The 23,773-nt window shown below is 70.2% G+C and carries 21 protein-coding genes and 1 pseudogene; 14 read left to right on the top strand and 8 right to left on the bottom strand.

Annotation, left to right across the window (positions count from 1 at the left end):
* Positions 1 to 309: 309 nt before the first annotated feature.
* The 4 genes from ltrA to ACVTJA_RS30990 all read left to right on the top strand — a co-directional run bounded on the left by ltrA (position 310) and on the right by ACVTJA_RS30990 (position 5,041).
* Positions 310 to 1,575 (top strand): group II intron reverse transcriptase/maturase, encoded by a 1,266-nt coding sequence (gene ltrA / locus ACVTJA_RS31005; RefSeq protein ID WP_465825123.1) that lies wholly within the window; start codon positions 310 to 312, stop codon positions 1,573 to 1,575.
* 37 nt (positions 1,576 to 1,612) lie between these two features.
* Positions 1,613 to 4,081, top strand: a complete 2,469-nt coding sequence (locus tag ACVTJA_RS31000; RefSeq protein ID WP_465825122.1) for a MopE-related protein — start codon at positions 1,613 to 1,615, stop codon at positions 4,079 to 4,081.
* 15 nt (positions 4,082 to 4,096) lie between these two features.
* Positions 4,097 to 4,447 (top strand): ArsR/SmtB family transcription factor, encoded by a 351-nt coding sequence (locus ACVTJA_RS30995; protein ID WP_465825121.1) that lies wholly within the window; start codon positions 4,097 to 4,099, stop codon positions 4,445 to 4,447.
* 138 nt (positions 4,448 to 4,585) lie between these two features.
* Positions 4,586 to 5,041, top strand: coding sequence for a DoxX family protein (locus ACVTJA_RS30990; RefSeq protein ID WP_465825120.1), 456 nt, complete (start codon positions 4,586 to 4,588; stop codon positions 5,039 to 5,041).
* A gap of 6 nt (positions 5,042 to 5,047) precedes the next feature.
* Here ACVTJA_RS30990 and ACVTJA_RS30985 read toward each other — a convergent pair whose 3' ends face one another.
* Both ACVTJA_RS30985 and ACVTJA_RS30980 read right to left on the bottom strand, forming a co-directional pair.
* Positions 5,048 to 5,443 carry a YciI family protein gene (locus tag ACVTJA_RS30985; protein WP_465825119.1) on the bottom strand — a complete coding sequence of 132 codons (396 nt, stop codon included), beginning with the start codon at positions 5,441 to 5,443 and terminating at the stop codon, positions 5,048 to 5,050.
* A 78-nt stretch (positions 5,444 to 5,521) separates the two neighbouring features.
* Positions 5,522 to 6,571 carry an AraC family transcriptional regulator gene (locus ACVTJA_RS30980; protein ID WP_465825118.1) on the bottom strand — a complete coding sequence of 350 codons (1,050 nt, stop codon included), beginning with the start codon at positions 6,569 to 6,571 and terminating at the stop codon, positions 5,522 to 5,524.
* An 81-nt stretch (positions 6,572 to 6,652) separates the two neighbouring features.
* On the opposite strand from ACVTJA_RS30980, the gene ACVTJA_RS30975 reads away from it, so the two are divergent.
* The 5 genes and pseudogenes from ACVTJA_RS30975 (at position 6,653) to ACVTJA_RS30955 (ending at position 8,934) form a co-directional block, all read left to right on the top strand.
* Positions 6,653 to 7,309 carry an NAD(P)-dependent oxidoreductase gene (locus tag ACVTJA_RS30975; protein WP_465825117.1) on the top strand — a complete coding sequence of 219 codons (657 nt, stop codon included), beginning with the start codon at positions 6,653 to 6,655 and terminating at the stop codon, positions 7,307 to 7,309.
* Between the two features lie 8 nt (positions 7,310 to 7,317).
* Positions 7,318 to 7,809: an anthrone oxygenase family protein gene (locus tag ACVTJA_RS30970; RefSeq protein WP_465825116.1), complete on the top strand. Its 492-nt coding sequence runs from the start codon at positions 7,318 to 7,320 to the stop codon at positions 7,807 to 7,809.
* A 150-nt stretch (positions 7,810 to 7,959) separates the two neighbouring features.
* Positions 7,960 to 8,268 (top strand): annotated as a pseudogene (locus ACVTJA_RS30965) (SDR family NAD(P)-dependent oxidoreductase); the annotation flags it as partial.
* A 103-nt stretch (positions 8,269 to 8,371) separates the two neighbouring features.
* A complete protein-coding gene (locus tag ACVTJA_RS30960) occupies positions 8,372 to 8,674 on the top strand; it encodes an AraC family transcriptional regulator ligand-binding domain-containing protein (protein WP_465825115.1) in 303 nt (100 codons plus the stop codon).
* A complete protein-coding gene (locus tag ACVTJA_RS30955) occupies positions 8,644 to 8,934 on the top strand; it encodes a helix-turn-helix domain-containing protein (protein ID WP_465825114.1) in 291 nt (96 codons plus the stop codon). Before ACVTJA_RS30960 ends, ACVTJA_RS30955 begins: the two co-directional genes overlap by 31 nt.
* On the opposite strand, the gene ACVTJA_RS30950 is transcribed toward ACVTJA_RS30955, so the two are convergent.
* From ACVTJA_RS30950 to ACVTJA_RS30940, 3 genes are all read right to left on the bottom strand, one after another.
* Positions 8,898 to 10,208: a DUF4082 domain-containing protein gene (locus ACVTJA_RS30950; RefSeq protein WP_465825113.1), complete on the bottom strand. Its 1,311-nt coding sequence runs from the start codon at positions 10,206 to 10,208 to the stop codon at positions 8,898 to 8,900. The genes ACVTJA_RS30955 and ACVTJA_RS30950 overlap by 37 nt on opposite strands.
* 122 nt (positions 10,209 to 10,330) lie before the next feature.
* Complete coding sequence (locus ACVTJA_RS30945; protein WP_465825112.1) at positions 10,331 to 11,149, bottom strand: SDR family NAD(P)-dependent oxidoreductase; 819 nt, start codon at positions 11,147 to 11,149, stop codon at positions 10,331 to 10,333.
* Positions 11,150 to 11,213: 64 nt separating this feature from the next.
* The gene (locus tag ACVTJA_RS30940; RefSeq protein ID WP_465825111.1) at positions 11,214 to 11,747 is read right to left on the bottom strand and encodes a hypothetical protein; all 534 of its coding nucleotides are present in this window, start codon (positions 11,745 to 11,747) and stop codon (positions 11,214 to 11,216) included.
* Positions 11,748 to 11,855: 108 nt separating this feature from the next.
* Here ACVTJA_RS30940 and ACVTJA_RS30935 point away from each other — a divergent pair, with 108 nt between their 5' ends.
* From ACVTJA_RS30935 to ACVTJA_RS30925, 3 genes are read left to right on the top strand one after another with little or no spacing between them, the layout of a single operon-like run.
* Positions 11,856 to 11,993, top strand: coding sequence for a hypothetical protein (locus ACVTJA_RS30935; protein WP_465825110.1), 138 nt, complete (start codon positions 11,856 to 11,858; stop codon positions 11,991 to 11,993).
* A 5-nt stretch (positions 11,994 to 11,998) separates the two neighbouring features.
* Positions 11,999 to 12,928, top strand: a complete 930-nt coding sequence (locus ACVTJA_RS30930; RefSeq protein WP_465825109.1) for a sigma factor-like helix-turn-helix DNA-binding protein — start codon at positions 11,999 to 12,001, stop codon at positions 12,926 to 12,928.
* Between the two features lie 9 nt (positions 12,929 to 12,937).
* Positions 12,938 to 16,009, top strand: coding sequence for a tetratricopeptide repeat protein (locus tag ACVTJA_RS30925; RefSeq protein WP_465825108.1), 3,072 nt, complete (start codon positions 12,938 to 12,940; stop codon positions 16,007 to 16,009).
* Between the two features lie 2 nt (positions 16,010 to 16,011).
* On the opposite strand, the gene ACVTJA_RS30920 is transcribed toward ACVTJA_RS30925, so the two are convergent.
* Positions 16,012 to 16,347 carry a hypothetical protein gene (locus tag ACVTJA_RS30920; protein ID WP_465825107.1) on the bottom strand — a complete coding sequence of 112 codons (336 nt, stop codon included), beginning with the start codon at positions 16,345 to 16,347 and terminating at the stop codon, positions 16,012 to 16,014.
* Between the two features lie 146 nt (positions 16,348 to 16,493).
* Complete coding sequence (locus tag ACVTJA_RS30915; RefSeq protein ID WP_465825106.1) at positions 16,494 to 18,170, bottom strand: pentapeptide repeat-containing protein; 1,677 nt, start codon at positions 18,168 to 18,170, stop codon at positions 16,494 to 16,496.
* 446 nt (positions 18,171 to 18,616) lie between these two features.
* Here ACVTJA_RS30915 and ACVTJA_RS30910 point away from each other — a divergent pair, with 446 nt between their 5' ends.
* Together ACVTJA_RS30910 and ACVTJA_RS30905 are read left to right on the top strand one after the other, a co-directional pair.
* Positions 18,617 to 19,780 carry a hypothetical protein gene (locus ACVTJA_RS30910; protein WP_465825105.1) on the top strand — a complete coding sequence of 388 codons (1,164 nt, stop codon included), beginning with the start codon at positions 18,617 to 18,619 and terminating at the stop codon, positions 19,778 to 19,780.
* A gap of 363 nt (positions 19,781 to 20,143) precedes the next feature.
* Entirely contained in the window at positions 20,144 to 23,170 is a 3,027-nt protein-coding gene (locus tag ACVTJA_RS30905) for a Kelch repeat-containing protein (protein WP_465825104.1), read from the top strand.
* Between the two features lie 18 nt (positions 23,171 to 23,188).
* Here ACVTJA_RS30905 and ACVTJA_RS30900 read toward each other — a convergent pair whose 3' ends face one another.
* Positions 23,189 to 23,761, bottom strand: coding sequence for a tRNA-uridine aminocarboxypropyltransferase (locus tag ACVTJA_RS30900; protein WP_465825103.1), 573 nt, complete (start codon positions 23,759 to 23,761; stop codon positions 23,189 to 23,191).
* Between the last annotated feature and the right edge of the window lie 12 nt (positions 23,762 to 23,773).

Below are 23,773 nucleotides of genomic sequence, written 5' to 3'. Positions count from 1 at the left end.
AAGCCGAAGGCGAAAGCGAGCGGAGCGCAGCGGGAGTCCGAGGGGCTCGTAGTACCGGGGAGGGAGGCGACGAATAACGCCTCCGGAGGGAAGGGGCCCTGCTTTGGTAAGGCTTCAGCGGGAGGTAAGGGCGAGGGCATGGTTCGGCTCACCGGACCCAATCACCCCGTTCGGCAAGGGCCGGACGAGAAAGTCCGACGACTCCAGAGGAAGCTCTACGTCGCAGCCAAGCAGCAGAAGGGGCGCCGCTTCCACGCGCTGTTTGACCGAATCCACCGGAGTGACGTCCTGTGGGAGGCGTGGAGGCGGGTGCAACGAAACAAGGGCGCCGCTGGCGTGGATGGCGTCACGCTGGAGGCGGTGGAGCGGTACGGCGTCGAGAAGCTGCTGAGTGAGCTTCAAGACGCGCTCCACGCAGGCCGGTACCGGCCCCCGCCGGTACTCAGGCGGTACATCCCCAAGGCGGACGGGAAGCTGCGGCCGTTGGGGATTCCGACGGTCAAGGACCGCGTCGCGCAGATGGCGGCGAAGCTGGTGCTGGAGCCGATATTCGAGGCGGACTTCCTGCCCTCGTCCTTCGGCTTTCGGCCCCGGCTGGGCACCTTGCAGGCGCTGGAGACCATCCGCGAGAAGACCAACGGCGGACGGGACTTCGTGCTGGATGCGGACATCCGCGACTATTTCGGGAGCCTCGACCAGGGGTTGCTGATGGAGCGGCTGGAGGCCCGTGTCTGCGACCGGAGGGTCCTCAAGCTGGTGCGTGGCTGGCTCCGCGCAGGGGTGATGGAGGAGGGCCGGCACTCCGAGACAATCTCGGGGACGCCGCAGGGGGGAGTCATCTCCCCGTTGCTCTCCAACATCTACCTGCACGACTTCGACTCCGAATGGCAGCGCCAGTGCGCACGGGTGGGCGAACTGGTGAGGTACGCGGATGACTTCGTGGTGCTGTGCAAGGACCGCGAGGCAGTCGAGGAAGCCGAGCGGAGAGTCAGAAGTCTCTTCGAGCGGTTGAAGCTGACGCTGCACCCGGAGAAGACGCGGAAGGTGGAGCTGAGCGACGGGAAGCAAGGCTTCGACTTCCTGGGTTGCCACCTGCACAAGCGGATGTCGGGGAAGCTGTGGGAAGAGAAGCGGATACGCCGCTACTACCTCCACCGGTGGCCCTCGAAGAGAAGCATGGTGCGGGTGAGAGCCAGGACGAAGGAGCTGACGGACGCGAGGCTTGGCGGGGTGAAGGACGTGCGGGTGGTCATCGCCGCCCTGAATCCCGTGCTCCGAGGATGGGGCAACTACTTCCGCACCGGGAATGCGGCCCGGAAATTCGCCCAGCTCGACAAGTATGTAGAGCGGAAGCTGACGCGCTTCATGGTCCGCCGGTACGGGCGCAAGCTGAGGCCCGGGCAGGTGAATCAATGGACGCGTGAGTGGTTTGAGGGACACGGCCTGCACCGATTGCGCGGAACCATCCGCTACCCCAAGCCGTGCAAGCTGCAACGTGAACAACCATCGTTAAGCCGTGTGCGGGAAATCCGCATGCACGGTTTGAAAGGAGGCGGGTGGAAACGGAACGCTTGAGCGTCACCGCGCCACCCATCTACCAATGCGCCGCCTCATGCTCCCCTTGTGGCCTCTCCTGCTCCTCGCCGCGTGCAAGGAGTCGGACGAGCTTCCCGATTCGCAGCAGGCCGCCGTGAAGATGGAGGTCTCCTTCAGCTTCAAGGCGGGCTGCATCGCCGTTCAGGCCCGTGACACGGGCGCGCCGGACCGCACGAGCAGCGGGAGCGTGGGGGTCTTCGACCGCGAGGCGTCGAAGCGCCAGGTGGTCATCAGCGTCCAGCGCAAGGACGACTGGGGCCGGACGCTGGAGCTCATCACCACCGCGCACGAGCAGTCGTGCGCCGGGCCCGAGGTGGCGCGCGACACGCAGACGGTGACGCTGGACACGGCGGGCGTGAAGACGGTGAAGGTGTCGCTGAGCGCGGTGGACGCCGATGGTGACGGCTTCATCCCCACAGCCAACGGAGGCACGGACTGCGCGGACAACGACGCAGCCGTGTCCCAGCGCACCTACTACCGGGACGGGGATGGAGACGGGTACGGCACGGGTGAGCCGGTGAAGGGCTGCGTGGCACCGTCCCAGTACGTCGCTCAGGGCGGGGACTGCGACGACTCCACCGGTGAGCGGGCGCCGGGCCGGGCCGAGGTGTGCGACGGAGTCGACAACGACTGTGCCAACGGCATCGACGATGGCCTGCCGCAGAGCAGCTTCTATCTGGACTCGGACCATGACGGCGTGGGCGCGGGGGCGGAGGTGCGGGCCTGCAAGGCACCCACTGACCACGTCGTGTTCAACAATGACTGTGATGACAACGACAGCCAGCGCAAGCCCGGGCTGACGGAGACGTGCGACGACAAGGACAACGACTGCGACAATGTGCAGGATGATGGCCTGCCGGTGAGCACTTACTACCGGGACTCGGACGGCGATGGCTTTGGCAAGGCCTCGGACTCGCAGCAGAAGTGCAGGGCGCCAAGCGGCTACGTGGCCACCAACACCGACTGCAACGACGACAAGGCCGCCGTGAATCCCAACGCGCAGGAGGTGTGCAACGAGGAGGACGACAACTGCCGCAACGGCCCGGACGAAGGCTTCAACAAGGTCTGGTACCGCGACGGGGATGGCGACGGCTACGGGCTTCAGAGCGACTCAAGGACGGGCTGCATGCAGCCCGCCGGCTACGTGGGGCCCACCGCCACCTTCGACTGCAACGACAGCAAGAACGCGGTGAAGCCCGGTGCTCAGGAACTGTGCAACGAGGAGGACGACAACTGCGACGGCAACGAGGACGAGCCCTTCACTTCGGGGCCGACCCGGAAGGGGGCCGCTTGCGGCGTCGCCTGCCCGGGCGTCTATGAATGCAACACGGCGAAGACCGGCACCTCCTGCAACGCGCCGTCGCCGAAGAACTACTACACCGATGCGGACGGCGACGGGGACGGCGAGATCGGTGCCATCGGGCTGCCCTACTGCCCCGGCCAGAATGTTCCTCCCAACGTGGCGGACCACAAGACCGACTGCGACGACACGGACAAGTACAACAATGGCGACGGCACCGAGGTCTGCGATCAGCGCGATAACAACTGCGTCGCTGGCGCCGATGAGAACAACGTGTGCATGGGCGTCGGCTGGAAGGAATTGACGGACCCGGCCGTCACGGGGCGCAACTGGAACACGGTGGCCATCAACAAGGACAGCGCCAGCAGCTACCCGGTGTGGATTGCCGGGGCTGGTGGCGCGCTGGCCCGCCGCACCAGTGCGAACGGGACGTTCACCAGCTTCGATGGCGCATGCAACACCACCAACTGGAACGCGGCCTGGGTGAGCAACGATGGAAGCGTGTTCCTCACGGGCGATGGGGGCCGGGTGGCTCAGCACAACGGAACCACGTGCATTCAGCAGCACACGTTGACAGGTGGCGCCAACGGCACGGGCATCATCGGCTTCGACGGGACGCCCCCTCTCCTCTACGTGGTGGATGACAGCGGACGCCTGCACTCATGGACGTCGGGCAGTGCGCCGGCGCAGGTGGACGACAACAACCTTGTCTACCGGGACGTGCACGGCTTCGACAGCTCCCGGCTGTTCATCGCGACCCAGGAGTCGGGAGGGAACCACAAGCCCCTCATCGATACGTACACCGGGGGAGCAAAGACCAGCAACATGAGCGTGCCAGGGTCCAATGAATCCAGCCTCCGGAGTGTCTGGATGACGTCGACGACGCTCGCGTACACGGTGGGAGACAACTCCGCGATTGCTCGATGGGGAGGAGGGAACTGGGCGGCCGTGACGCCTCCTGCCGTTGCCAACTACACGAGCGTCTGTGCACCGGACCGCACGTCGCTCTACGTCACGGACTCGGTGGGTGTCATCCGTCGCTTCACGGGCACGCAGTGGCTGCCGGCGCTGTATACCTCCTCGCCGGTAGGCGAGCTCCGGGACATCGTGAGCGTCAACCCGTCCAACATCTGGGCCGTGGGACCGGGTGGGCGCGTCATCCACTTCCCTGAGCCACTTCCCTGAGCCGCCGCAGCGCGCATGCCCCAGTCTGGCGTCTCACTCGACCTGATGTTCCACGCGCTCTCGGACCCGAGCCGGCGGAGCATGGTGGAGCGGCTGTGCCGCGGACCGGCCTCGGTCAGCGAGCTCGCACAGCCGCTCAACATGTCCCTGCCGGCCGTGGTCCAACACCTCCAGGTCCTGGAGTCGAGCGGCCTGGTCCGGACGGAGAAGGTCGGCCGCGTGCGCACCTGCCGCATCGAGCCACGGGCACTCCAGGCGGCCGAGCAGTGGCTCGCTGACCGGCGCTCGCTCTGGGAGCGCCGCCTGGACCGCCTGGGCGATTTCCTCGAGGAAAATCCCGAGGAATCGCCCCGGAAGAAGTCCTGACCTCCGACCAGGGCCTCAGAGGCCAGTGATTCCGGGCACCTGGGCCCGGTCGCTGGAAAATCCCAGGGCGTGTCGATCTCCCGGAGCCCCGTTCGTCGTCTCGCTGAAACCAACCTGAAGCCGAAAAAGGAGCACACCATGACGACGGAAACGACGTTCAACGCGGATGCGGCGGCCACCTCCACCTCGAAGTCGTTTGCCCGGCACCTGCCCACGGTGGCCCGGGTGCTGATGGGAATCCTCCTCCTCGGCCCCGGCATCATGGGCCTCTTCAATCTCGCCCCGCCGCCGGCGGAGCCTCCGCCCCCGGGGGCCGCCGCGCTCGGCGAGGCGATGATGAAGTCGGGCTACCTGTTCCAGTTCATCAAGGGCACCGAGGTGCTCGTGGGCGCGCTGCTGCTGACGAACCGCTTCGTGCCGCTCGCGCTGACCATCGCCGCGCCCGTGGTGCTCAACATCGTCGCCTTCCACGCCTTCCTTGCGCCGGAGGGATTGGTCATCCCCATCGTCCTCCTGGCGCTTCACCTGTTCCTGGCGTGGTCCTACCGCGCGGTGTACCGGCCCATGCTGGCCGCGCGCGCGAAGCCCGCGTAGTCCTGCCTACCGCCGGGTGACGAGCTCCGTGGGCCAGCCCTCGGTGTCCGCGAAGCAGGGGCCCAATTCGCGCACCTCGACGGTGGCCCACTCCGCGGCGGGACACTCGTGGGCAATCGCGAGCGCCTCGTCCTTCGACTTGCAGTCGAGGAGGAAGATGCCGCCGACCATCTCCTTGGCCTCGGCGAAGGGGCCATCACTCACCATGCGCTTGCCGCCGCGAATCCCGATGCGCACCGCGCTGTCGTCCGAGCGCAGCGACTCCCCGAGCCGGAGGATGCCGCGGGTCTTCAAGTCCTCACGGAAGCGAATCATCCGGTCCATGGCGTGATGCGCCTCCTCCTGCGTCCGCTCCAACCTTTGTCCCCGAGGCTCCAGAATCATCAGCATGTACGCCGCCATCGCATGCTCCTTTCGCGAGGCGCAGCCTAGCGCAGTAGCGGGGAGAAGCAGCGGCCTTCGAGGGCAGTGTTGGCCGCGTCACGCGCGGGTGCGAGCGCGGCGGATGCGCGGGCGCGCGGAGGCCTCGGGGTTGCGCCGCACCGCGCCCGGTGACACGCCGATGAAACGCTTGAAGGCCCGGCTGAAGGCGGCCTCGGACTGGTAGCCGAGTCGGCTCGCCAGCTCACCGAGCCCCGCGGTGTCCTCCTTGAGGAGCGTCACCGCCATGTGCATCCGCCAGCGCGCGACGTAGTGCATCGCGGGTTCGCCGACGAGCTCCGTGAAGCGCGCCGCGAAGGCCGAGCGCGACATGGCGACCTCCGACGCGAGCGAGGCCAGCGTCCACGGGCGCGCCGGCTCGCGGTGGATGAGCATGATGGCCCGCCCGATCTGCTTGTCCTGCAGCGCGCCGAGCCAGCCCGTCTGCGCGGACGGGTCCTGCTGAATCCACGAGCGGATGGCCTGGACGACGAGGATGTCCGCGAGGCGGGTGATGACCGTCTCTCCGCCGGGGCGCAACGCCTTCGCCTCGACGGCCATGAGCTTGAGCGTGCTCTCCATCCACTCCGCGTGTGGCGAGCTCGCGGCGTCGAGGTGAATCACCCGGGGCAGGAGCCGGACGACGGCGTGCGCCGCGGGATGGTCGAAGCGGACGGCGCCGCAGATGAGCGTGCACGGCGTGCCGCCGCCGCCGTGACGGAGGACGGAATAGCGCTCGCTGACCTGCTGCTGCGGCAGCTCATTCGCCAGGGGCGTGGCGACGCGCGGCTCGCTGCGCAGGCAGTGGCCTTCGCCATGCGGCACGAGTGCGAGGTCCCCCGGCCGCAGGGCGACGGGCGCGGTGTCCCCGACCTCGAGCGAGCACTGGCCGGCCGTCACGACGTGGAACCACATGCACCCGGGCATGGGTGGCAGCCCGAGGCCCCACGGCTCGGACAGCTCCGACTGGCAGTAGAAGCTGCCCGTCATCCGCAGGAAGTGCAGCGCCTCGCCGAGCGGGTCCACGGGCGCCCAGAGCTGCTTGTCCACCATGCCTGGAGAATGCCCCCGGGGATTGGCCGCGTCCACCGCGCCTGGACGAACGAGCATGAAACGGCGACTGCCGGTCATTGAGGGAGACGGGCCCGGACGACATCTTGCGCGCAGGCAATCAAGCCCGAGGGAATCGCGATGAACGTACTGGTCGTGGGAGCAACGGGAGGTTCCGGACGCGCGGCGGTGGAGCGACTGCTGTCCGAGGGACATGACGTGACGGCCTTTGCCCGCAGGCCGGAGGCGCTCGGCGTGTCGTCACCGCGTCTCACCGTCGTCACCGGGGATGTGATGAACCCGGCGGACGTGGAGCGCGCCGTGCAGGGGCAGGACGCGGTGATTGTCACGCTCGGCATCAGCGAGAATCCGTTGACGGTGCGGATGCGCGGCACCGCGAGGACGCCCATGGACGTGCGCTCGGCGGGGACGCGGAACGTCATCTCCGCCATGCGCAGGCATGGAGTCCGCAAGCTGGTGGTGCAGACCACGTACGGGGTGGGGGAGACGTGGGAGCGGCTGTCGCTCAAGTGGAAGCTGTTGTTCTCGCTGTTGCTGAAGCCGCAGATTGCGGACACCGAGGCGCAGGAGCGGGAGGTGCGGGAGAGCGGGCTCGACTGGGTGCTCGCGCGGCCCGTCGGCCTGACGGACGAGGCCGAGGCGGGCGTGCCCTTCGCGTCTCCGGAGGGAGAGGCCCGTGGGATGAGCGTGTCCCGCAAGAGCGTGGGCCGCTTCCTGGTGGAGGCGGCGGCGAGCGCGAAGTACATCGGTCAGTCGGTGGCCCTGTCGGCCGCGTGAGGTGCACCATGCTCTCCACCACTCGCCTCGTCTGCACCTGGTTGTCGGCGCTCGGCTCGGGCGTGGTGGCCGGGGTCTTCTTCGCGTTCTCCGCGTTCGTGATGCAGGGCCTTGCACGCCTGCCGCCCGCACAGGGAATGCATGCGATGCAATCCATCAACGTCACGGCGGTGACGCCCGCCTTCATGTCCGTGCTCTTCGGCACGGCGGTGGCGGCGGTAGGGGCCGGTGTCACGGGGCTCCTCTCGTGGCAGCGGCCCGGCTCGGGCTGGCTGGTGCTGGGCGGCGTGCTGTACGTGCTCGGCGTCGTCGGGGTGACGGCGGCGTTCAACGTGCCGCGCAACGACGCGCTCGCGGCCGTCGCTCCGGCCAGCTCGGACGCGGCCCTCGTGTGGGCGCGCTACGTGTCGGGCTGGACGGCGTGGAACCACGTGCGCACCGTCGCCGCGCTCGGGGCCACGGTCTGCTTCATCCTGGCGCTTCGGGCCTCCCCGGATTGAGCAGGGGAGGGGAAGAAACACGAGGCCGCACGGCCTCGAAACGGCGTGGCGCGATTCGCTGATTTTCTGGCGCGATCGGATTGGCGCAGGCCGGGGCCGCTCGTGACTCTTGGCGCACCGAATCTCCGGTGCATCAAAAGGACGGTCCCCATGTCGAAGGTCTGGCTCATCACTGGAAGCTTCCGCGGGCTCGGGCTCGCTCTCTCGAAGGCCGTGCTGGCGGCCGGGCATCGCCTCGTGGCCACGGCTCGCAAGCCGGAGCAGTTGCGGGAGCTCGTCGAGCAATACGGCGAGCGGGTCCGCGCCGTCGCCCTCGACGTGACGGACCCCGCCGCCGCGCGGGCCGCCGTCGCCACGGCGACCTCCGCCTTCGGTCGCCTGGACGTCGTCGTCAACAACGCGGGCTACGGCAACGTGGCCGCCATCGAGGACGTGGCGGAGGACGACTTCCGCGAGCAGTTCGAGACGAACTTCTTCGGCGTCATGCACGTCACGCGCGCGGCGCTGCCCGTGCTTCGCCTCGCTCCTGGCGCTCGCCCGTCGCGGCACGGACAAGCGGCTCGTGCCCCGGCGCGTCGAGCTCGCGCGGCGGCGCTCCGACGCGGAGCAACTCACCCGCCACTTCGAGTGCAAGGTCGTCTTCGACGCGTCGGTGGACCTCCTCGTCTTCGACGCGCGGGCGCTCGACGAGCCCTTCGTCACGCACAACGCGGACCTGCTGACGCTCCTCGTGCCCGGCCTGGAGACCGCGCTGAACGAGCGGTTGAATCGGCGCACGCTCGCGGATGATGTCCGCGCGGCGCTGCGCCGCCGGATGCAGGGGAGCGCCCCCCCGTGGAGAAGCTCGCGAAGGAGCTGCACCTGAGCCCGCGCACGCTCCAACGGCGGCTCGAAGAGGACGGGGCGACGTACCAGGAACTGCTGGACGAAGTGCGCCGCGACTCGGCGCGCCGGCTCCTCGTGAGCACCGACTTGGACGCCAGCGAGGTGGCCTTCCTCCTGGGCTACGAGGAGCTGAACTCCTTCATCCGCGCCTTCAACGGTTGGGAGGGGACGACTCCCAACCGCTGGCGCGTGGCCGTGCGCGCTCAGGGCGACGGCGTGAAGCGGACGTCCACCCAGTAGTTGGTGTCCTTGTAACTGTTCGCCGGGAAGCCGCCGGAGCCGTAGACGTAGACGCCGTTGCCGCCCACGCTCGAGCTGGCGGGGGCCGTCAGGTTGCCGCTGGTGACGGCGCTCGCGAGCCCGGACGGGTCTCTCGCGAAGAGGCCGTTGGACGTGTAGTACGAGGCCACGTAGAGCGTGTTGGCGCTGATGGGCACGGGCGTGGGCAGCGTCACCTCCTGCCACCCCGGGATGCGTCCGTCGCTCACCGGCACCTGGGCGAGCAGCGTGCCCGTGCTGTTCCAGAGGCGGGCCACGTAGCCGTTGGCGTTGCCCGTGCCCCGATAGAAGCGCAGCGCGGTGATGGTGCCGGCGACGTTGCCGCGGAAGCGCACGCCCAGCTCGACGGAGCGGGTGTCCGCCTCCTCCACGGTGTTGGCGGGGACGCGGTCGCCGAAGAGCGTCTGGCTCCAGGGGAGGATGAGCGTCACCACCACCGGCCGGTGGTCCGACTGCGACGAGGCCCCCACGACGGAGGCCGTCACCGGCGACGTCCACGCGGAGCCGAGCATCACGTAGTCGATGCGCTTCGTGGGGAAGCTCGCGTCATGCGTGTAGCCGCTGCCCGAGCCGCCGCGCGTCCACGCATCCGTGAACAGCGTCTTCAGGCTGGTGATGCAGGCCTCGGAAGGGGAGGCGTTGAGGTCTCCACCCAGCAGCGCCCACGGCTTGCCCGCCAGTGCGGCCTTGACGTCGTCCGCCTGGTTGGACCGCTCCGTGGCGCCGGTGGTGCCGAAGTGCGTGACGGCCACGGGTACGACGTGGGTCGCGTCGAGCTCCACCTCGACCAGCCCGAGCACGCGCTGCTCGGCGGCGGAGCGCAGGGGAATGCGCTGCGTGGAGCGGATGGGGTAGCGCGACAGCACCGCGAGGCCGTACTGCCCACCGTCGTAGCTGAGCAGTGATGGGATGAAGGCGGAGTTGAGGCCGGTGAGCTGCCCCAACCGCGTGGCCTGGTCCACCTTGCCCGAGCGGTTGGTGAGGACATCCACCTCCTGGAGCACGACGAGGTCCGGCGTCTGTCCCTTGATGACGGTGGCGATGCTGTCGAGGCTGCTTAGCTCGCCGTGCTTGATGTTGTACGTCATGAAGCGCAGCCCGCCGCCCGGGGTGAGGGCCTGCGAGGTCTGCTTGGACGGAAGAGCTTCCTCCGCCGCGTCCGGTGGCGCGCACCGGGGAAGGACGGCTAGGAGCAGGACAGCCAGGACGGATGTGAGGGATTGCCGGAGGCGCATGCGTGGGTCTCACGGGGTGCGGGGTGTCGGGGGACAGTGCACGGTGAAGGCAGGAGTCCGCGCCTCGCGTTGAAGCGCCGGCTCCTGGGTGAACGGCGAGGCTCGGAGCCGTGGAGGGCGGCTCAGCCCTCCACGGGACGGGTGAGGCCCAGCGTGTCCGCGTAGCTGTGCAGCCCGCGGATGTGGTTGCCGCCGTCGACGGAGAGGGTGTCACCCGTCATCCACGACGCGAGGTCGCTGCAGAGGAACGACACGACCTTCGCCACGTCCTCTGGCTCGCCGCACGTCTTCCCCAGCGGGGTGTGGGCGAGGAACTCGCGTCCCATGGGGCCCTGCATGAGCCCGGCCATCTCGGCCAGCGGGGTGCGGATGGCTCCCGGCGCCACGACATTCACGCGGATGCCGTACCGCCCCAGCTCCGAGGCCGCCACCTTCGAAAAGTTCGCGAGCCCCGCCTTGGAGGCGCAGTAGTGGGCGAGCCCGTCCGTCACGGCAATCTGGTTCAGCGAGGAGATATTGACGATGGAGCCCGGCTGCTTCGCGGCGACGAGCGCCTTCGCGAGCGCCTGCGTGAAGAGGAAGGGGCCCTTGAGGTTGATGTCCAGGATGTCGTCGAACTCGGCCTCCGGCAGCTCGAGGAGGGGGCGGAGCGTGGCGGTGCCCGCGTTGTTCACGAGGATGCCCGGGAGGCCGAACTCGCGCGTGGCCACCTCGATGGCGCGCGCCACGTCCTGGGCGCGGACCACGTCTCCCGCCAGGGCCACGGCGCGCGTGCGCCCCTCCATCGCCCGGTTGAGCTCCTCGGCGGCGGCCTCCAGCTTCGACGCCGTCCTGCCGAAGAGCAGGACGTTGGCGCCATCGCGCATGAGCCGTGACGCGATTCCCAGTCCGATGCCCTGTCCCGCGCCCGTCACGATGGCACTGCTCGAAATCAACTTCATGGTGACTCCTGTGTTTGGGTTGCGGTCGTGACTCTATGCCGGCCTCGAGCAGGGGCAGAACGCATCAATGGCCCGGGAGCTTCGCACGGGCCTCGCGCAGCATCCGGGCGAGCTCGACCCGAGCCTGCTTCCGCGCCTCCTTGTCCTTCTCGTCCAGCCCCTGTTGATACAGCCAGGCCGTCAGCATGGCCGTTGACGCGGCCTTGGCCCGCGCCCAGGGCTCGGACTCGGAATCCATTTCCCGGGTGATGATGGCCGCCCAGGCTTCGCAGAGGTGGCTGGCGGCGTCCGCGAAGGCCGCGGCCGCGGGCCGCCGTGCCAGGATGCACTCGTTGCGGACATCCCCCAGTCTGCTCGCGACGACGTGGGCGTGACGGGGCGCGTCCGACCGCGCCTCGGCGAACAACGCGGCGGCGGGTTCGCTGCCCTCGATGCGTGCGGCACACTGTCGCAGCCATTCCGCGCAGGTCAGGAAGGCGTGCGCGTCGGGGAAGCTGGCGGTCAGCCAGCCCAGTAGGGGGTAGAGATGCTCGGCGCGCTGCCACGCGTCTTCGGCGGACTCAAAGTGGATTCCCCCCTCTCGAAAGATGGAGAGCATCCGCTCACTGGGTGATGGATTCATTTCGAGCCAGCGTCGCACCCGCCTGTGAGGCTCCGCAAAGCCAATCCGCATCCATGCGGAGGACGGTGGTGGCTGCCCGACGAGGTGTCACTGGCCGAGGACGTCGCCGCGCGCACGTGGGAGGCCGTGGAGCGGGCGCGCGCCGAGGCAGCCCTGCGTGCGCTGAACGCCACGCTCGACGCACTCGCCAGCCGGCTGCACGTCATGCTGCGCTCGCCCTGAGACGGGTGGGCGTCTACCGGCGCCGGCCCCGCATCCACTACACTGCGGCCGTGCTCCCCACGCCGGCCGTGAAGCTCGCAGCCATCTTCATCGAACACCTTCCGGAGGGTGTCTCCGCCGAGGGCCTCGACGGCGCGACGCTCGAGGCCCTCATTCGGGTCCGTACCTCCAGGGCGGCGGCGGCATGGCCGGAGCTGGAGTTCTCCCCCGCGGACTTCGTCGCGTTCCTGGCGGAGCGGCTCCAACCCGGGACGCCCGTGCAGCAGGGCCTGGAGGCGCTCCACGCGGAAGACCTGTTGATTGCCTTCGCGTGCTCGCGCAACGAGCCCGCGGCCCTGCGTCATTTCGAAGAGAAGATTTTGGCCCCGGCCGTCAGGTCCGCGCAGCGGAAGGACTCGCCATCCAACTTCCGCGAGGACCTCACCCAGCAGCTTCGCCAGAAGCTGTTCGTGGGAGAGCGGCCGCGCATCCTGGACTACTCGGGGCGCGGCCCGCTGGTGGGCTGGGTGCGGGCCGCGGCGATTCGCGATGGCCTGAACATGCGAGCCTCCGTCCGGCAGGAGGAGGGAGACGACGCGCTGCTCGACATGCCGTCGAACCGCGCGGACCCGGAGCTCGACTACCTCCGTCGCCGCCACCAGCGCGAGTTCGCCGAGTGCTTCCGGGACGCGCTGGAGGCGTTGGACCCGCAGGACAAGACGCTCCTGCGGCTGCACTTCGCGGACGGCGTGGGCGTGGAGCAGCTCGCGCGCCACTACCAGGTCCACCGCGCCACGCTGAGCCGGCGGCTCGCGAATGCGCGGGAGGCCATGGTGAAGCACACGCTGCGCCTCTTGAAGGAGCGCTACAAGCTGAGCCCCGCGGAGCTGCAGAGCGTCATCCGCCTGCTCCAGAGCAACGTGGAGCTGCGCATGAGCCAGCTCTTCCCCCGGTGAGTCGAGCCCATGCCCTGCCTCGATGAGAACGCGCTGCTGGACTACGCCGGGGGCCATCTGCCGGAGGCCGCGCGCGCGGAGGTGGACGCGCATGTCGCCTCCTGTGCCACGTGCCGCGAGCTGCTGGCACAGTGGCTGAAGGCCGGTGCGGATGACGTGGCACCGGACACGGGAGACCCGAACCGCACGGTGCCGCTCTCTCCGGCCCGCGCGCGGCGAGCCTCTCGGGAGTCCGCGCCCGTCAGTGAGCCCGGGTTGCCTTCGCGTGGCGGCCTCACGCAGGGCACGCGGGTGGGCCGCTACGTCGTGCTGAAGCCCCTGGGCGAGGGCGGCATGGGCGTGGTCTACACCGCGTGGGACCCGGAGCTGGACCGCACGGTGTGCCTCAAGCTGCTGCGCGCGGAGCTCGTCGCGCTGTTGGGAGCGGAGGCGCAGCCCCGGCTGCAGCGCGAGGCCCAGGCGATGGCGCGCGTGGCGCATCCCAACGTGGTGGGCATCCACGACGTGGGGACGTGGGACGGCGGCCTGTTCATCGCGATGGAGTACGTGCGCGGCGGCAACCTGCGCGAGTGGCTGCGCCAGGCGCCGCGAAGCTGGCGCGAGGTGGTGGACGTCTTCGTGCAGGTCGGACGCGGGCTCGAAGCGGCTCACGCGCACGGGCTGATTCACCGCGACATCAAGCCCGACAACCTGCTGGTGGGCGAGGACGGCCGCGCGCGCCTCACCGACTTCGGGCTGGTGCTCCAGGCCTCGGGAGTCCAGGCCCCGCGCCCCGAGCTCGCGGACACCGCGCAGGGAGCGCTGGACGTCAAGCTCACCCGCCCCGGGCGCGTCATGGGGACGCCGGCCTACATGCCGCCGGAGCAGCTCCAGGGCCGCGCCGTCGACGCGCTCTCGGACCAGTTCAGCTTCTGCGCGTCGCTGTTCGAGGCCCTCTTCGACCTGCGCCCCTTCACCGGGGACAGCATGGACGAGGTGTGCCGGAACATCACCCTCGGGAAGGTCAGCGACATTCCCCCGGGTCGGGGTACCCGCGTGCCCGGGTGGCTGAAGGCCGTGGTGTTGCAGGGGCTCGCCACCGAGCCGTCGCGCCGTCACCCGTCGATGCAGGTGCTGCTGCAGCGGCTCTCGCGCGACGCAGGGCGCAGGCGGGCGTGGCTCGCGGCCGGCGGGGTGACGCTGCTCGCGGCCGCCACCGCCTTCGCGGCGCCCCAGTACGCGCAGCACACCCGGCTCGCCACCTGCGATGCGCAGCAGCAGGCGCTCGCCGGCATCTGGGACGCTGAAGCGGCGAGCGCCACCACCCAGGCCTTCGCGAAGACGGGCCTGCCCCACGCGGACGCTGCCTGGGGGGCCGCACGGAACGTGGTGGAGGCCTACGCGAAGCAATGGGTCGGGATGCGACAGGAGGTGTGCCGCGCCACGGTGCTGCACCGCCTGCCGGAGGAGACGCTCTGGCTGCAGGACCGCTGCCTGGCCCGCGGCCTCCAGGCGATGAAGTCGCTCTCCTCGCTGTACCTCGCGGCGGACCGCGACGTCGTCTCCCGCGCGCTGAACATGGCCCATGCGCTCCCGGAGCTGGCCGCGTGTGGCGAAGTCGCGGTGCTCACCGCCTCGCCCACGCCGCCTCCGTCGGACGCGGCGCTGCGCACCAAGGTGGAAGCGGCGCGACTGAGGCTGGTGGAGCTGCGCGCGCAGCGCGAGGCGGGCCGCTTCCGTCAGGTGATGGAGCCCCTGCAGGTGCTGCGCACGGAGGCGGAGGCCCTGGGCTACCGGCCGCTGGAGGCGGAGGTGCTGCACCTGCACGGTCTGGCGCAGCACGACTCGGGCCTCCTCCGCGAGGCGGCGGAGACGCTGCGGCGCGCGGCGGTGGCGGCGGAAGCGGGACGGCACGAGCTGCTCGCGGCCAGGGCGTGGACGGACTGGGTGTTCGCGGCGGGGCGGCGCCTCAAGCGCTTCGACGAGGCACGCCTGGGCGTCGAGCTCGCGTCGGCGGCGCTGGAGCGCGCGGGCGGCGAGCCCGTCCTCGCCGCGCGGCTGCTCACCAACCGCGCGGCGCTCGAGTTCGCGCAGGGGAACCTGGACGCCGCGGTGAAGCTCAACGCGGAGGCCGTCTCCGCCTACCGCCGGCTGCTGGGCGACAGCCACCCGGACACCGCGCGGGCCTTCCTCCAGTGGGGCACGCTGCTCTACGTCGCGCAGCGCGACGCGGAGGCGAAAGAGGTCTTCCAGCAGGCGCTCTCCGCGATGGAGCGCTCCGTGGGGCAGGGCCATCCCGCGGTGGTGTCCCTCCTCACCAGCCTGGGCCGCGTGGCTCGGCGGCAGGGCGACATCGAGGCGGGCAAGGCGTATCAGGACCGCGCCGTGCGGCTGCTGGAGGCGCTGGACGGCCCGGAGCACCCGGATCTGGCCACGCCCCTGACGAACCGGGCCATCCTGCTCCAGGAGCTGGGACGCTTCGACGAGGCCCGTGAAGACCTGCGCCGGGCCCTGGAGCTGTCGCGCAAGGGCTGGGGTGACGACAGCGTGGAGGTCGCGAACGCGTATGGCGAGCTCGCGCTGCTGGAGCTGCGCGGCCGCGCGTATGGGCCCGCGCTCGAATACGCGGAGCGCGCGCTGAGCCTGGCGCGGGCGACGCTGCCCGCGGGACACGCGGACTTCGCCTACTACGAGTGCACGCTCGCGCACGTGCTGTTGGCGCGAGGGCGCTTCGCGGAGGCGCAGCGCCTCTTCGAGTCGGCGGCCCGCGCGGAGCAGGCGGCGCACAGCGAGGGCTCCGATACGCTGGCGGACATCCTCACCGGGCTGGCGTCGACGCAGGTGGGGCAGGGGCGGGGCCCCGCGGCGGAAGAGGTCGCGAGACGGGCCCTCTCGATGCGAGTCACCCTGGGCTCGGCTCCCGCCGACATGGCGGAGACGCGCTTCGTGCTGGCCCGCGCGCTGTGGCTCAACGGACAGCACCGCGCCGCGCTGGACGAGGCGCGCGGCGCGGCGGAGGGCTACGGCCGGTCTTCAGAGCGGCGCGAATGGGACGCCGCCAACGTGGCGAAGTGGCTCGCGGCGCACGTGGCACCGCGCTGATGCTACGTGACCGTGGTTCCGCCCCCCGTGCCGCCCTCGATGATGGTGTCGGCGTTCTTGCCATCCTTGGGGCCCGTGCCGATGTCCCTGGGGTCCGGAGTCGCGACCGGAGCCGAGGCCGCCTCGCCGGTGAGCGCCGTCGCCACCTGGCCGAGCAGTTTCGTGAAGTTACGGGCCGCATCGCGGACGAATTCGTCGGCGCCGGGCGGGAGCGTGGGCTGCGGCGGCGGTGGCGGAGTGGGCGCGGGCGGCTTCGCGGCCACCGTGGGCCCGGTGGGAGCTTCAGGCCCATTCAGCGTGGGTTGGAACGGGCTCCCCTGCGAGATTCGATTCGACATCTGTTTCCCCCTCTGGTGCTGCGTGGTCGTGAGCGACCCGAACGGAATTATCGGCGCTCGGCTGGAAATGATGCCTTCAATTCATCTGCCCGCGAGCACCGCCGTCCACAGGGCCGATGCTCCAATGTGTGCTGATGTGGAGCGCGCTACCCGGGAAGCGGTGCGCTCAGGATTTCGTACAGCACGCGCGCCGCGTTCGGGTACTGCGCCTGCGACGCGAAGAGTTCCTTGAGGGTGAAGGAGCCCATCCCATCCAGGCCCTGTCGCAGGAGGCGGGCCTCGTCGCCCAGACCCCGGGCTTCCATCCGCACGTACAGCTCCTGCAGGGTCTCCCGGGGAATGGTGAACTCGGCCAGCGTCGGCGTGTCGCTGCTGGCGCTCGGGTGGCCGTGCCACTGCGTGGTGGTGCTCGTCACGGCGGTCTGCCACGCCTCGAAGCTCCCACTGCTCCGGGCGATGCTCTCCAACCGCATGGGGTCGTCCAACTGGCCGCCATTCAGGATGAGCTCCGCCAGCTTCTTGTCGATGAGCTTCGCGGCGGGCGCATAGAGCTTGGAGGCTGGGTCCTCCGGGTTCTCCGGCACCTGCAGGTCGTGGAGGAACGCCAGCGTGGGCGGCTCGCTGCTCTCGGAGCCGCCGTAACGGTCACCGGCGGCATCATAGATGTAGTTCTTGATGGGCTTGCCGTCGCCGAGCTCGTCCGCGAGGTAGCTCCTCCAGCTCTCGGGCAGGAGCGTCTCCACCGCGCTCGCGTAGGGCTCGCCCAGGTTCTGCAGGGCAGGGAGCAGCTCGCCCTTGGACGCCAGCTCGTTGATGCGCGCCGCCCCGCCCAGGTCCTTGATGAGGCTCTCGTCGAAGACCAGGGACGGCAGCGTGGCCGCCGTCGCCGGAGCCGCGGTCGCGCCCGTGGTGACGGCGCCGGTGAAGACGGAGCCGTTCCAGTCGGTCGTGGGACTGAACCGCGCGCCGTCGAACCGGGCGAAGCCGAAGTCGTTGTCGTGTCCATTCACGACGCCGGTGAAGTCCGCGCCGGCCAGGTACGAGCCGTTCAGGGCATTGCCGGTCATGTCTCCCCTGAAGACGGCATTCTCCAACCGCGCTCCCGTGAAGTTCGACCCGGTCACGCCGGCCTCCATGCGCAGGCCGGAAACCTCCGAGCTGCCGAACCAGCAGTTCTGGACGGGGGCGCTGAACGTCACGTCCGTCCCGGAGATGGGGTTGAAGTTCACGTAGTTCAGCGGCTCGTGGAAGGTGGCCCCGGTCAGGTCCTGTCCTTTGAAGAGCTCGCCCCAGGGCAGGTCCTGGTTGGCGACGATGCTGTCCAGCAGGTGCTCGTTCGCCGCGACTTCCGCGCCCATGTCGGGGTACGCGCGGATGCGCTCGACGTACTGTCCGTAGGTTTCCTCTCCGTTCACCTCTTCGGGTTGCCGGAAATACCTCAACACGGAGAGGTCCAACGGCAGGTGGATGTCCGCGTTCCGCAGGTTCTTGTTGCGGATGCCGGCGATCAGCTCCTCGTAGGAGTCGATCTGCGCGCGGGTGTCCGTGGGGTCCGGCGCGATGATGGGCGCGGTGGCCGTCACCGTCCCGTCCTGCTGGGGCGGGGAGGGAGGGACGCCCTGCATCGTCCCGCCCTGGGAGAACCCGAACAGCGCCAGCTTCGGCGCCTGGGCCGCCGGGGCGAACGCATCCACGAACCGCGGCTGCGGGGCGCTCTGCTGCGCGCCCGTATTGGCGGTGCTCGTGTTGGGCGTCGTCTGAGGGCCCTGGAGAGAAGACGGCTTCACCTGCGTGAACGTGGAACTGAATCCTCGAATCGTCATGTCGCTGCCTCCTGATGGGATGACAGGGGCACGAAAAATGACGTCGCGGAAAATCGACCAGGCCCGTCGCGGCCGAGGGGAATGACGGCGCGATGTCGATTCATCGCGACGTCATTTCCGGTCCTCCTGTCATCCCAGCAAAGAGGCACCGATTCCGAACGCCTCACAGGAGAAAACCCCATGTTCATCCAGTTCCCGAAGCCCGCCCCGACGCCCGCGCCCCAGGTGAAGCCCGCGCCGCCGCCTCCTCCGCCCCCGCCGCCCGTCCAGGCGGCCCCGCAGCCTCCGCCCTCCATGCAGACGGGCTTCATGTCCCAGGCCCAGGTGGCTGGAAGGAGCCAGGCCCTGCGCACCATTGGCGTGCCCGTGAGCGCGCCGCAGGGGCTCCCACCACGCTGCGCACCGAGAAGCTGGGAGACGGCAACAGCAACTGCTTCGAGCGCGCCATGGGCCTGGCCCGGCCCGGCGACTCCGTGGTCTTCCTCAACGACTCGCGCGACGGCGTGGGGCACGCCGTGGTCCGCCGGCCCAACGGCACCATCGTCGACCCGAATGACCCGGCGCGTACGTACCCGGACCTGCTGGCCTACCAGTCCTCCCATCCGCAGTACGGCCAGCCGGTGTCGGTGCCGCGCAACCAGCTCGCCGCGGTGCTGGCCGCGCCGGCCGGGGCCGCGCGCGACTCGCTCATCCAGTCCATGGGCCTGGGCGCCATCGCGAACCGGCTCGTGGCGGACACCTATGACATGGCCACGCTGACCGAAGCCTGCGAGGCCGTGCACGCCGCCATCGAGGCCAACCGGGGCGTGGGCGCCGGCCACATCATGGCCGAGTCGATGCGGGCCGCCCTCAACTCGGTGCGGCTCTCCCATCCGGAGTGGAGCTCCGAGCAGGTGATGGACTACGCGGTGGCGGCCACCCACGCCTGCCTCGTGGGGCCGGGCAACGGGCTGGATGCCATCGTCATGGCCGGGGACGCGCTCCCCGGAGACGTGAACCCCGCGCGCACGAACGTGGTGGAGATGATCAACCTGCTGGGCGACACGCAGCTCGCCCATCCGGGCGTCGGGCTCGACCTCACGAAGGGCATCGACCTGCGGCCCGAGTTCAATGACCTGACGGACAACCAGGCCTACCACTGCTTCTTCTTCGTCACGGCGGCGTACGTGTCCAACGGGGAGCCGTTCCTCAACGACGTGCTGGCCAACGGGGTGGGGGCGTGGGGCCACGAGCAGCACGATCCAGGCTCCTCGCGTGAGGACTACATCGCCAGCAACGTCTCGCTCTCCATGGGCCAGGGCCTGCTCAACCGGGGGCGCTCGGGGGACATGAACACGGTGATGGAGGCGCCGGAGGTGATGCTGGCCGTCTACACGCCCAACGCCGGCACGGGCTCCGCCGCGGAGACCGCGCGGCAGATGGCCACCGAGCGCGTCAGCGACTTGAAGGAAGCGCTCGCCCAGCTCGAGGCGGGCAAGGACCTGATGGTGGCCCCGGACCTCATCATGGGTGTCATGAGCGGCATCCTCGACGGCGCGGGCCAGCACAACATGACCTACGTCCTCCCCATCGCGGACCCGCCGGACTGGGTGAACCCGGTCAACCAGTAGCGCAGCCACCGCAATCCACGGAGGACGTCGCCGGATGCCAGGCCGAGGTCCGGCACCGTCCTTCCGCGCGCTGACGACCGCCTCATTCGAAGTCGACCCATGACTGAAATGGTGAATCCCTTGCTGCATCTCCACCCCGCAGAGACTCCGTCGCACGCCTCATTCACAGACAGTTCGCGGTGCCACCGCGCGAGGTTCCTCAGGCCCCTGACCGCGGTACTCGTACTCGTACTCGCCGCCTGCGGGCCCGGCTTCGAGCGCGACGGCGCATGGGAGTCGGGCGCGGCATCGGCGCACCCCCTCACGGCTCCGCTGAGCTCGGTCCGGTCGTCACACACAGCAACGCGGCTGCAGGATGGCCGGGTGCTCGTGGTGGGAGGAATCAGCGGCTCCGCACCGGGTCCCATCCCCACTCCCATCCCCAGTGCCACCGCGGAGCTGTATGACCCCGCCACCGGTACATGGTCCGTCACCGGCTCGCTCGCGGAGGCCCGCCACAATCACACGGCGACGTTGTTGAACGACGGCCGGGTGCTCGTGGTGGGCGGGGGGGGGAGCAGTGCCCGCCTGGCCAGCGCGGAGGTGTTCGACCCGGCCACCGGCACCTGGTCATCGACCGGTGCGCTCGCCCAGGTGCGCCAACTCCATTCGGCGACGTTGCTGCCCAACGGCAAGGTGCTCGTGGTGGGAGGCAGTAGCGTCAGCGCCACCGGCAGCTCCACGGTCCTCGCCAGCGCGGAGCTGTATGACCCGGCCACCGGCACGTGGGCCGCCACCGGCTCGATGCCCAACGTGCGCTATGGGCACGAGACGACGCTGCTGCTCAACGGCAAGGTGCTCCTCGTGGGCGGAATCTCCGCGACCGGCAACTACTCCTCGTGCCTTCTCTACACTCCGGCCACCGGCACCTGGGCCGCCACCGGTGCACTGCCCCAGTTCCGCGTCTCCGCCACCCAGACGCTGCTTCCGGATGGCCGGGTGCTCGTGACGGGAGGAAACACTACCAGCGGTGGCCTCGCCACGGCCGTGGCGTACAACCCGGCCGCCGGCACCTGGGCCGCCGTGGCCTCCATCACCCAGATTCGCGCCAACCACACGGCGACGGTGCTGCCCAATGGCAAGGTGCTCCTCGTGGGCGGAAGTGACTCCACCGGGAGTGCCTGGCTCGACAGTGTCCACGTGTATGACCCGGTGACGGGCGTCTCCACCACCGGCAAGCTCCCGAAGCGCTGCACCGGCCACACGGCGACCGTGCTGCTCGACGGCCGGGTGCTCGTGGTGGGCGGTGGCAGCCCCAGCGGCGCGCTCGCGACGTCGGAGGTGTTCGACCCCACCACCGGCTCCTGGAGCGCCACGCCGACCTTCTCCGAGGCCCGTCAGCTCCACACGGCGACGCCGCTGAACGATGGCCAGGTGCTCATGGTGGGAGGGCTGGGCCCCAGCGGCTCCCTCGCCAGCGCCGAGCTCGTGGACGCCACCACCGGCACCCTCTCCGTCACCGGCTCGCTCGCGCAGGCCCGGAACAGCCACACGGCGACGCGGCTGACGGATGGCCGGGTGCTCGTCACCGGCGGCCAGGGGACGGGCGGCCTCCTCACGACGTGCGAGGTGTATGACCCGGCCACCGGCACGTGGGCGCCCACCGGCTCGCTCGCGCAGGCACGGCGCTCCCATACGGCCACGCTGCTGAATGACGGGCGGGTGCTCGTCACCGGAGGGCAGGGCGCCACCGCGCCCCTCGCGACCTCCGAGGTGTATGACCCGGCCACGGGCGCGTGGACGGCGACGGGCTCGCTGGCGGCGGCCCGCGTCCTCCACACCGCGACGCTGCTGCCCAATGGGAAGGTGCTCGTCGCGGGTGGCAGGAGCGCCACGGCCCCGCTGGCCACCGCGCAGCTCTATGACCCGGCCACGGGCGCATGGGTGGCGACGGGCTCGCTGACGGCGCGCTCCAGTCACACGGCGACGCTGCTGACCAATGGCAAGGTGCTCGTCGCGGGAGGAGATGGCGCCAGCGCGCCCATCGCCACCGCGCAGCTCTATGACCCGGCCACGGGCGCGTGGACGGCGACGGGCTCGCTCACGGTGGCCCGCTCCCGCCACACGGCGACGCTGATGCCGGATGGCCAGGTGCTCGTCACGGGGGGGCAGGGTCCCAGTGGCGCTTTCGCCAACGTCGAAGGTTATGTGCCGGCATTGGGCACGTGGCGTTCGCTCGCTCCGCTCGCGCAGAGCCGCACGCAGCACACGGCGACACTGCTGGATGGCGGCAGGGTGCTCGTGGCGGGCGGGCTCGGTCCCAGCGGCATCATGCGCAGCCTCCAGGAGTATGACCCCACCGTCGATTCCTGGGTCGCCACGGGCTCGCTCGCGCAGGGACGCCGCTACCACACGGCGACGCTGCTGAACGACGGCCGAGTGCTCGTGGTGGGCGGCCAGGGTTCCACCGGCGCGCTCGCGAGCGCGGAACTCTATGACCCGGCCACCGGCGTCTGGACCCTCACGGGCTCGCTCGCCCAGGGCCGCTACGCGCACACGGCGACGCTGCTGAGCGACGGCCGGGTGCTCGTGGCGGGCGGCTACGGCACCGCGGCCCTCGCCACGGCCCAGGTGTATGACCCGGCCACCGGCGTCTGGAGCGCCACGGGCTCGCTCGCCCAGGCCCGCTACTTCCACAGCGCGACGCGGCTCTCCAATGGGAAGGTGCTCGCGGCGGGCGGCTCCAACGGCACCAGCGCGCTGGCCACGGCCCAGGTGTATGACCCGGCGACGGGCGTCTGGACGAACACCGGCTCGATGGCCGCCGCCCGCCACACCCACACGGCGACGTTGCTACCCCCGGACCTCTACCCCACGCAGGGACCGGTCCTCGTGGTGGGAGGTTACGGCACCGCCGCGCTCGCCACCGCCGAGCGGTACGAGGCGGCAACCGGCACCTGGAGCGCGGGGAGTGGCCTCACCCTCACCCAGGCCCGCTCCGCGCACGTCGCGGTGCTGCTCCCCGCCGTGGCCGGTGCGCCCGCGCCCCGGATGCTGGTGGCGGGCGGAACGGGGACCAGTGGCTCGCTCGCCACGGCCCAGGTGCTGGAGACGTTCTTCAAGAGCCCCAGTGCGAAGGCCACGGGCAGTCTCGCCCAGGCGCGCTCGCGCTTCACGGCCACCTCGCTGCCCGATGGCCGGGTGCTCGCCGTGGGCGGGCTGGGCGCCTCCGCCATCACCGGGAGCGCCGAGGTATATGACCCGGCCCTCGGCGGGTGGTCCGCCACCGGCTCGCTCATCCAGGCACGCCGGGCCCACTCGGCGACGCTGCTGAACGACGGCCGCGTGCTCGTGGTGGGCGGAGAGAACAGCACCGCCGCTCCGTATCTCGCGAGCGCGGAGCTGTACTGACCGGGCCGGCGCGGGACGTCAGTTGAGCGTCCCGCACTCGGCGATGCGTTGCACCCGGAGCGCGGCCAGCCGTTCCAGCGGCGCGGCCGCCTCCGGTCCTTCGAGCACCGCCACCGCGCGGGCAATCGCATCCAGCGTGGACATCCCCGCCGGGTGCGTGGGCTCACGGAGCTTGAGCAGCTCGGGCGGGGGCGGCGGCAGCACCAGCCGGGGCAGCGTCCGCAGCGCGGGGATTCGCTGCGTCATCTTCCGCGCCTGGGACCAGCTCCCGTCCAGCACCACCAGTTGCCTCGGAGCGGGTGCGTCCGGTGACGCGGTGGGGCCATCCGGGTAGAGCAGCCAGGTGCCGGGCTCGGAGAGGACGGCGGTGTCGAGCGCCTCCGTGAGCGCGCCATAGGCGAGCAGCCGGGCATTGGCGAGGGCCTGCATGGCCACCCGCCCGGTGTTGCTCTTCTTGCCCATCTCCATCAGGTGCTGGAGGACGAGGAACCGGGTGCGCGTCTCCACCCGGGGAATCTCGGCACACAGGCACAGGTGTGACGGCAGGTTGCAGGACTGGCAGCGGGGACGCTGGGAGGCGCGGCGAGACATCCTGCGCCATCC

Source organism: Pyxidicoccus sp. M6, assembly GCF_055568925.1.
This window is presented reverse-complemented; position numbering and strand designations above follow the sequence as displayed.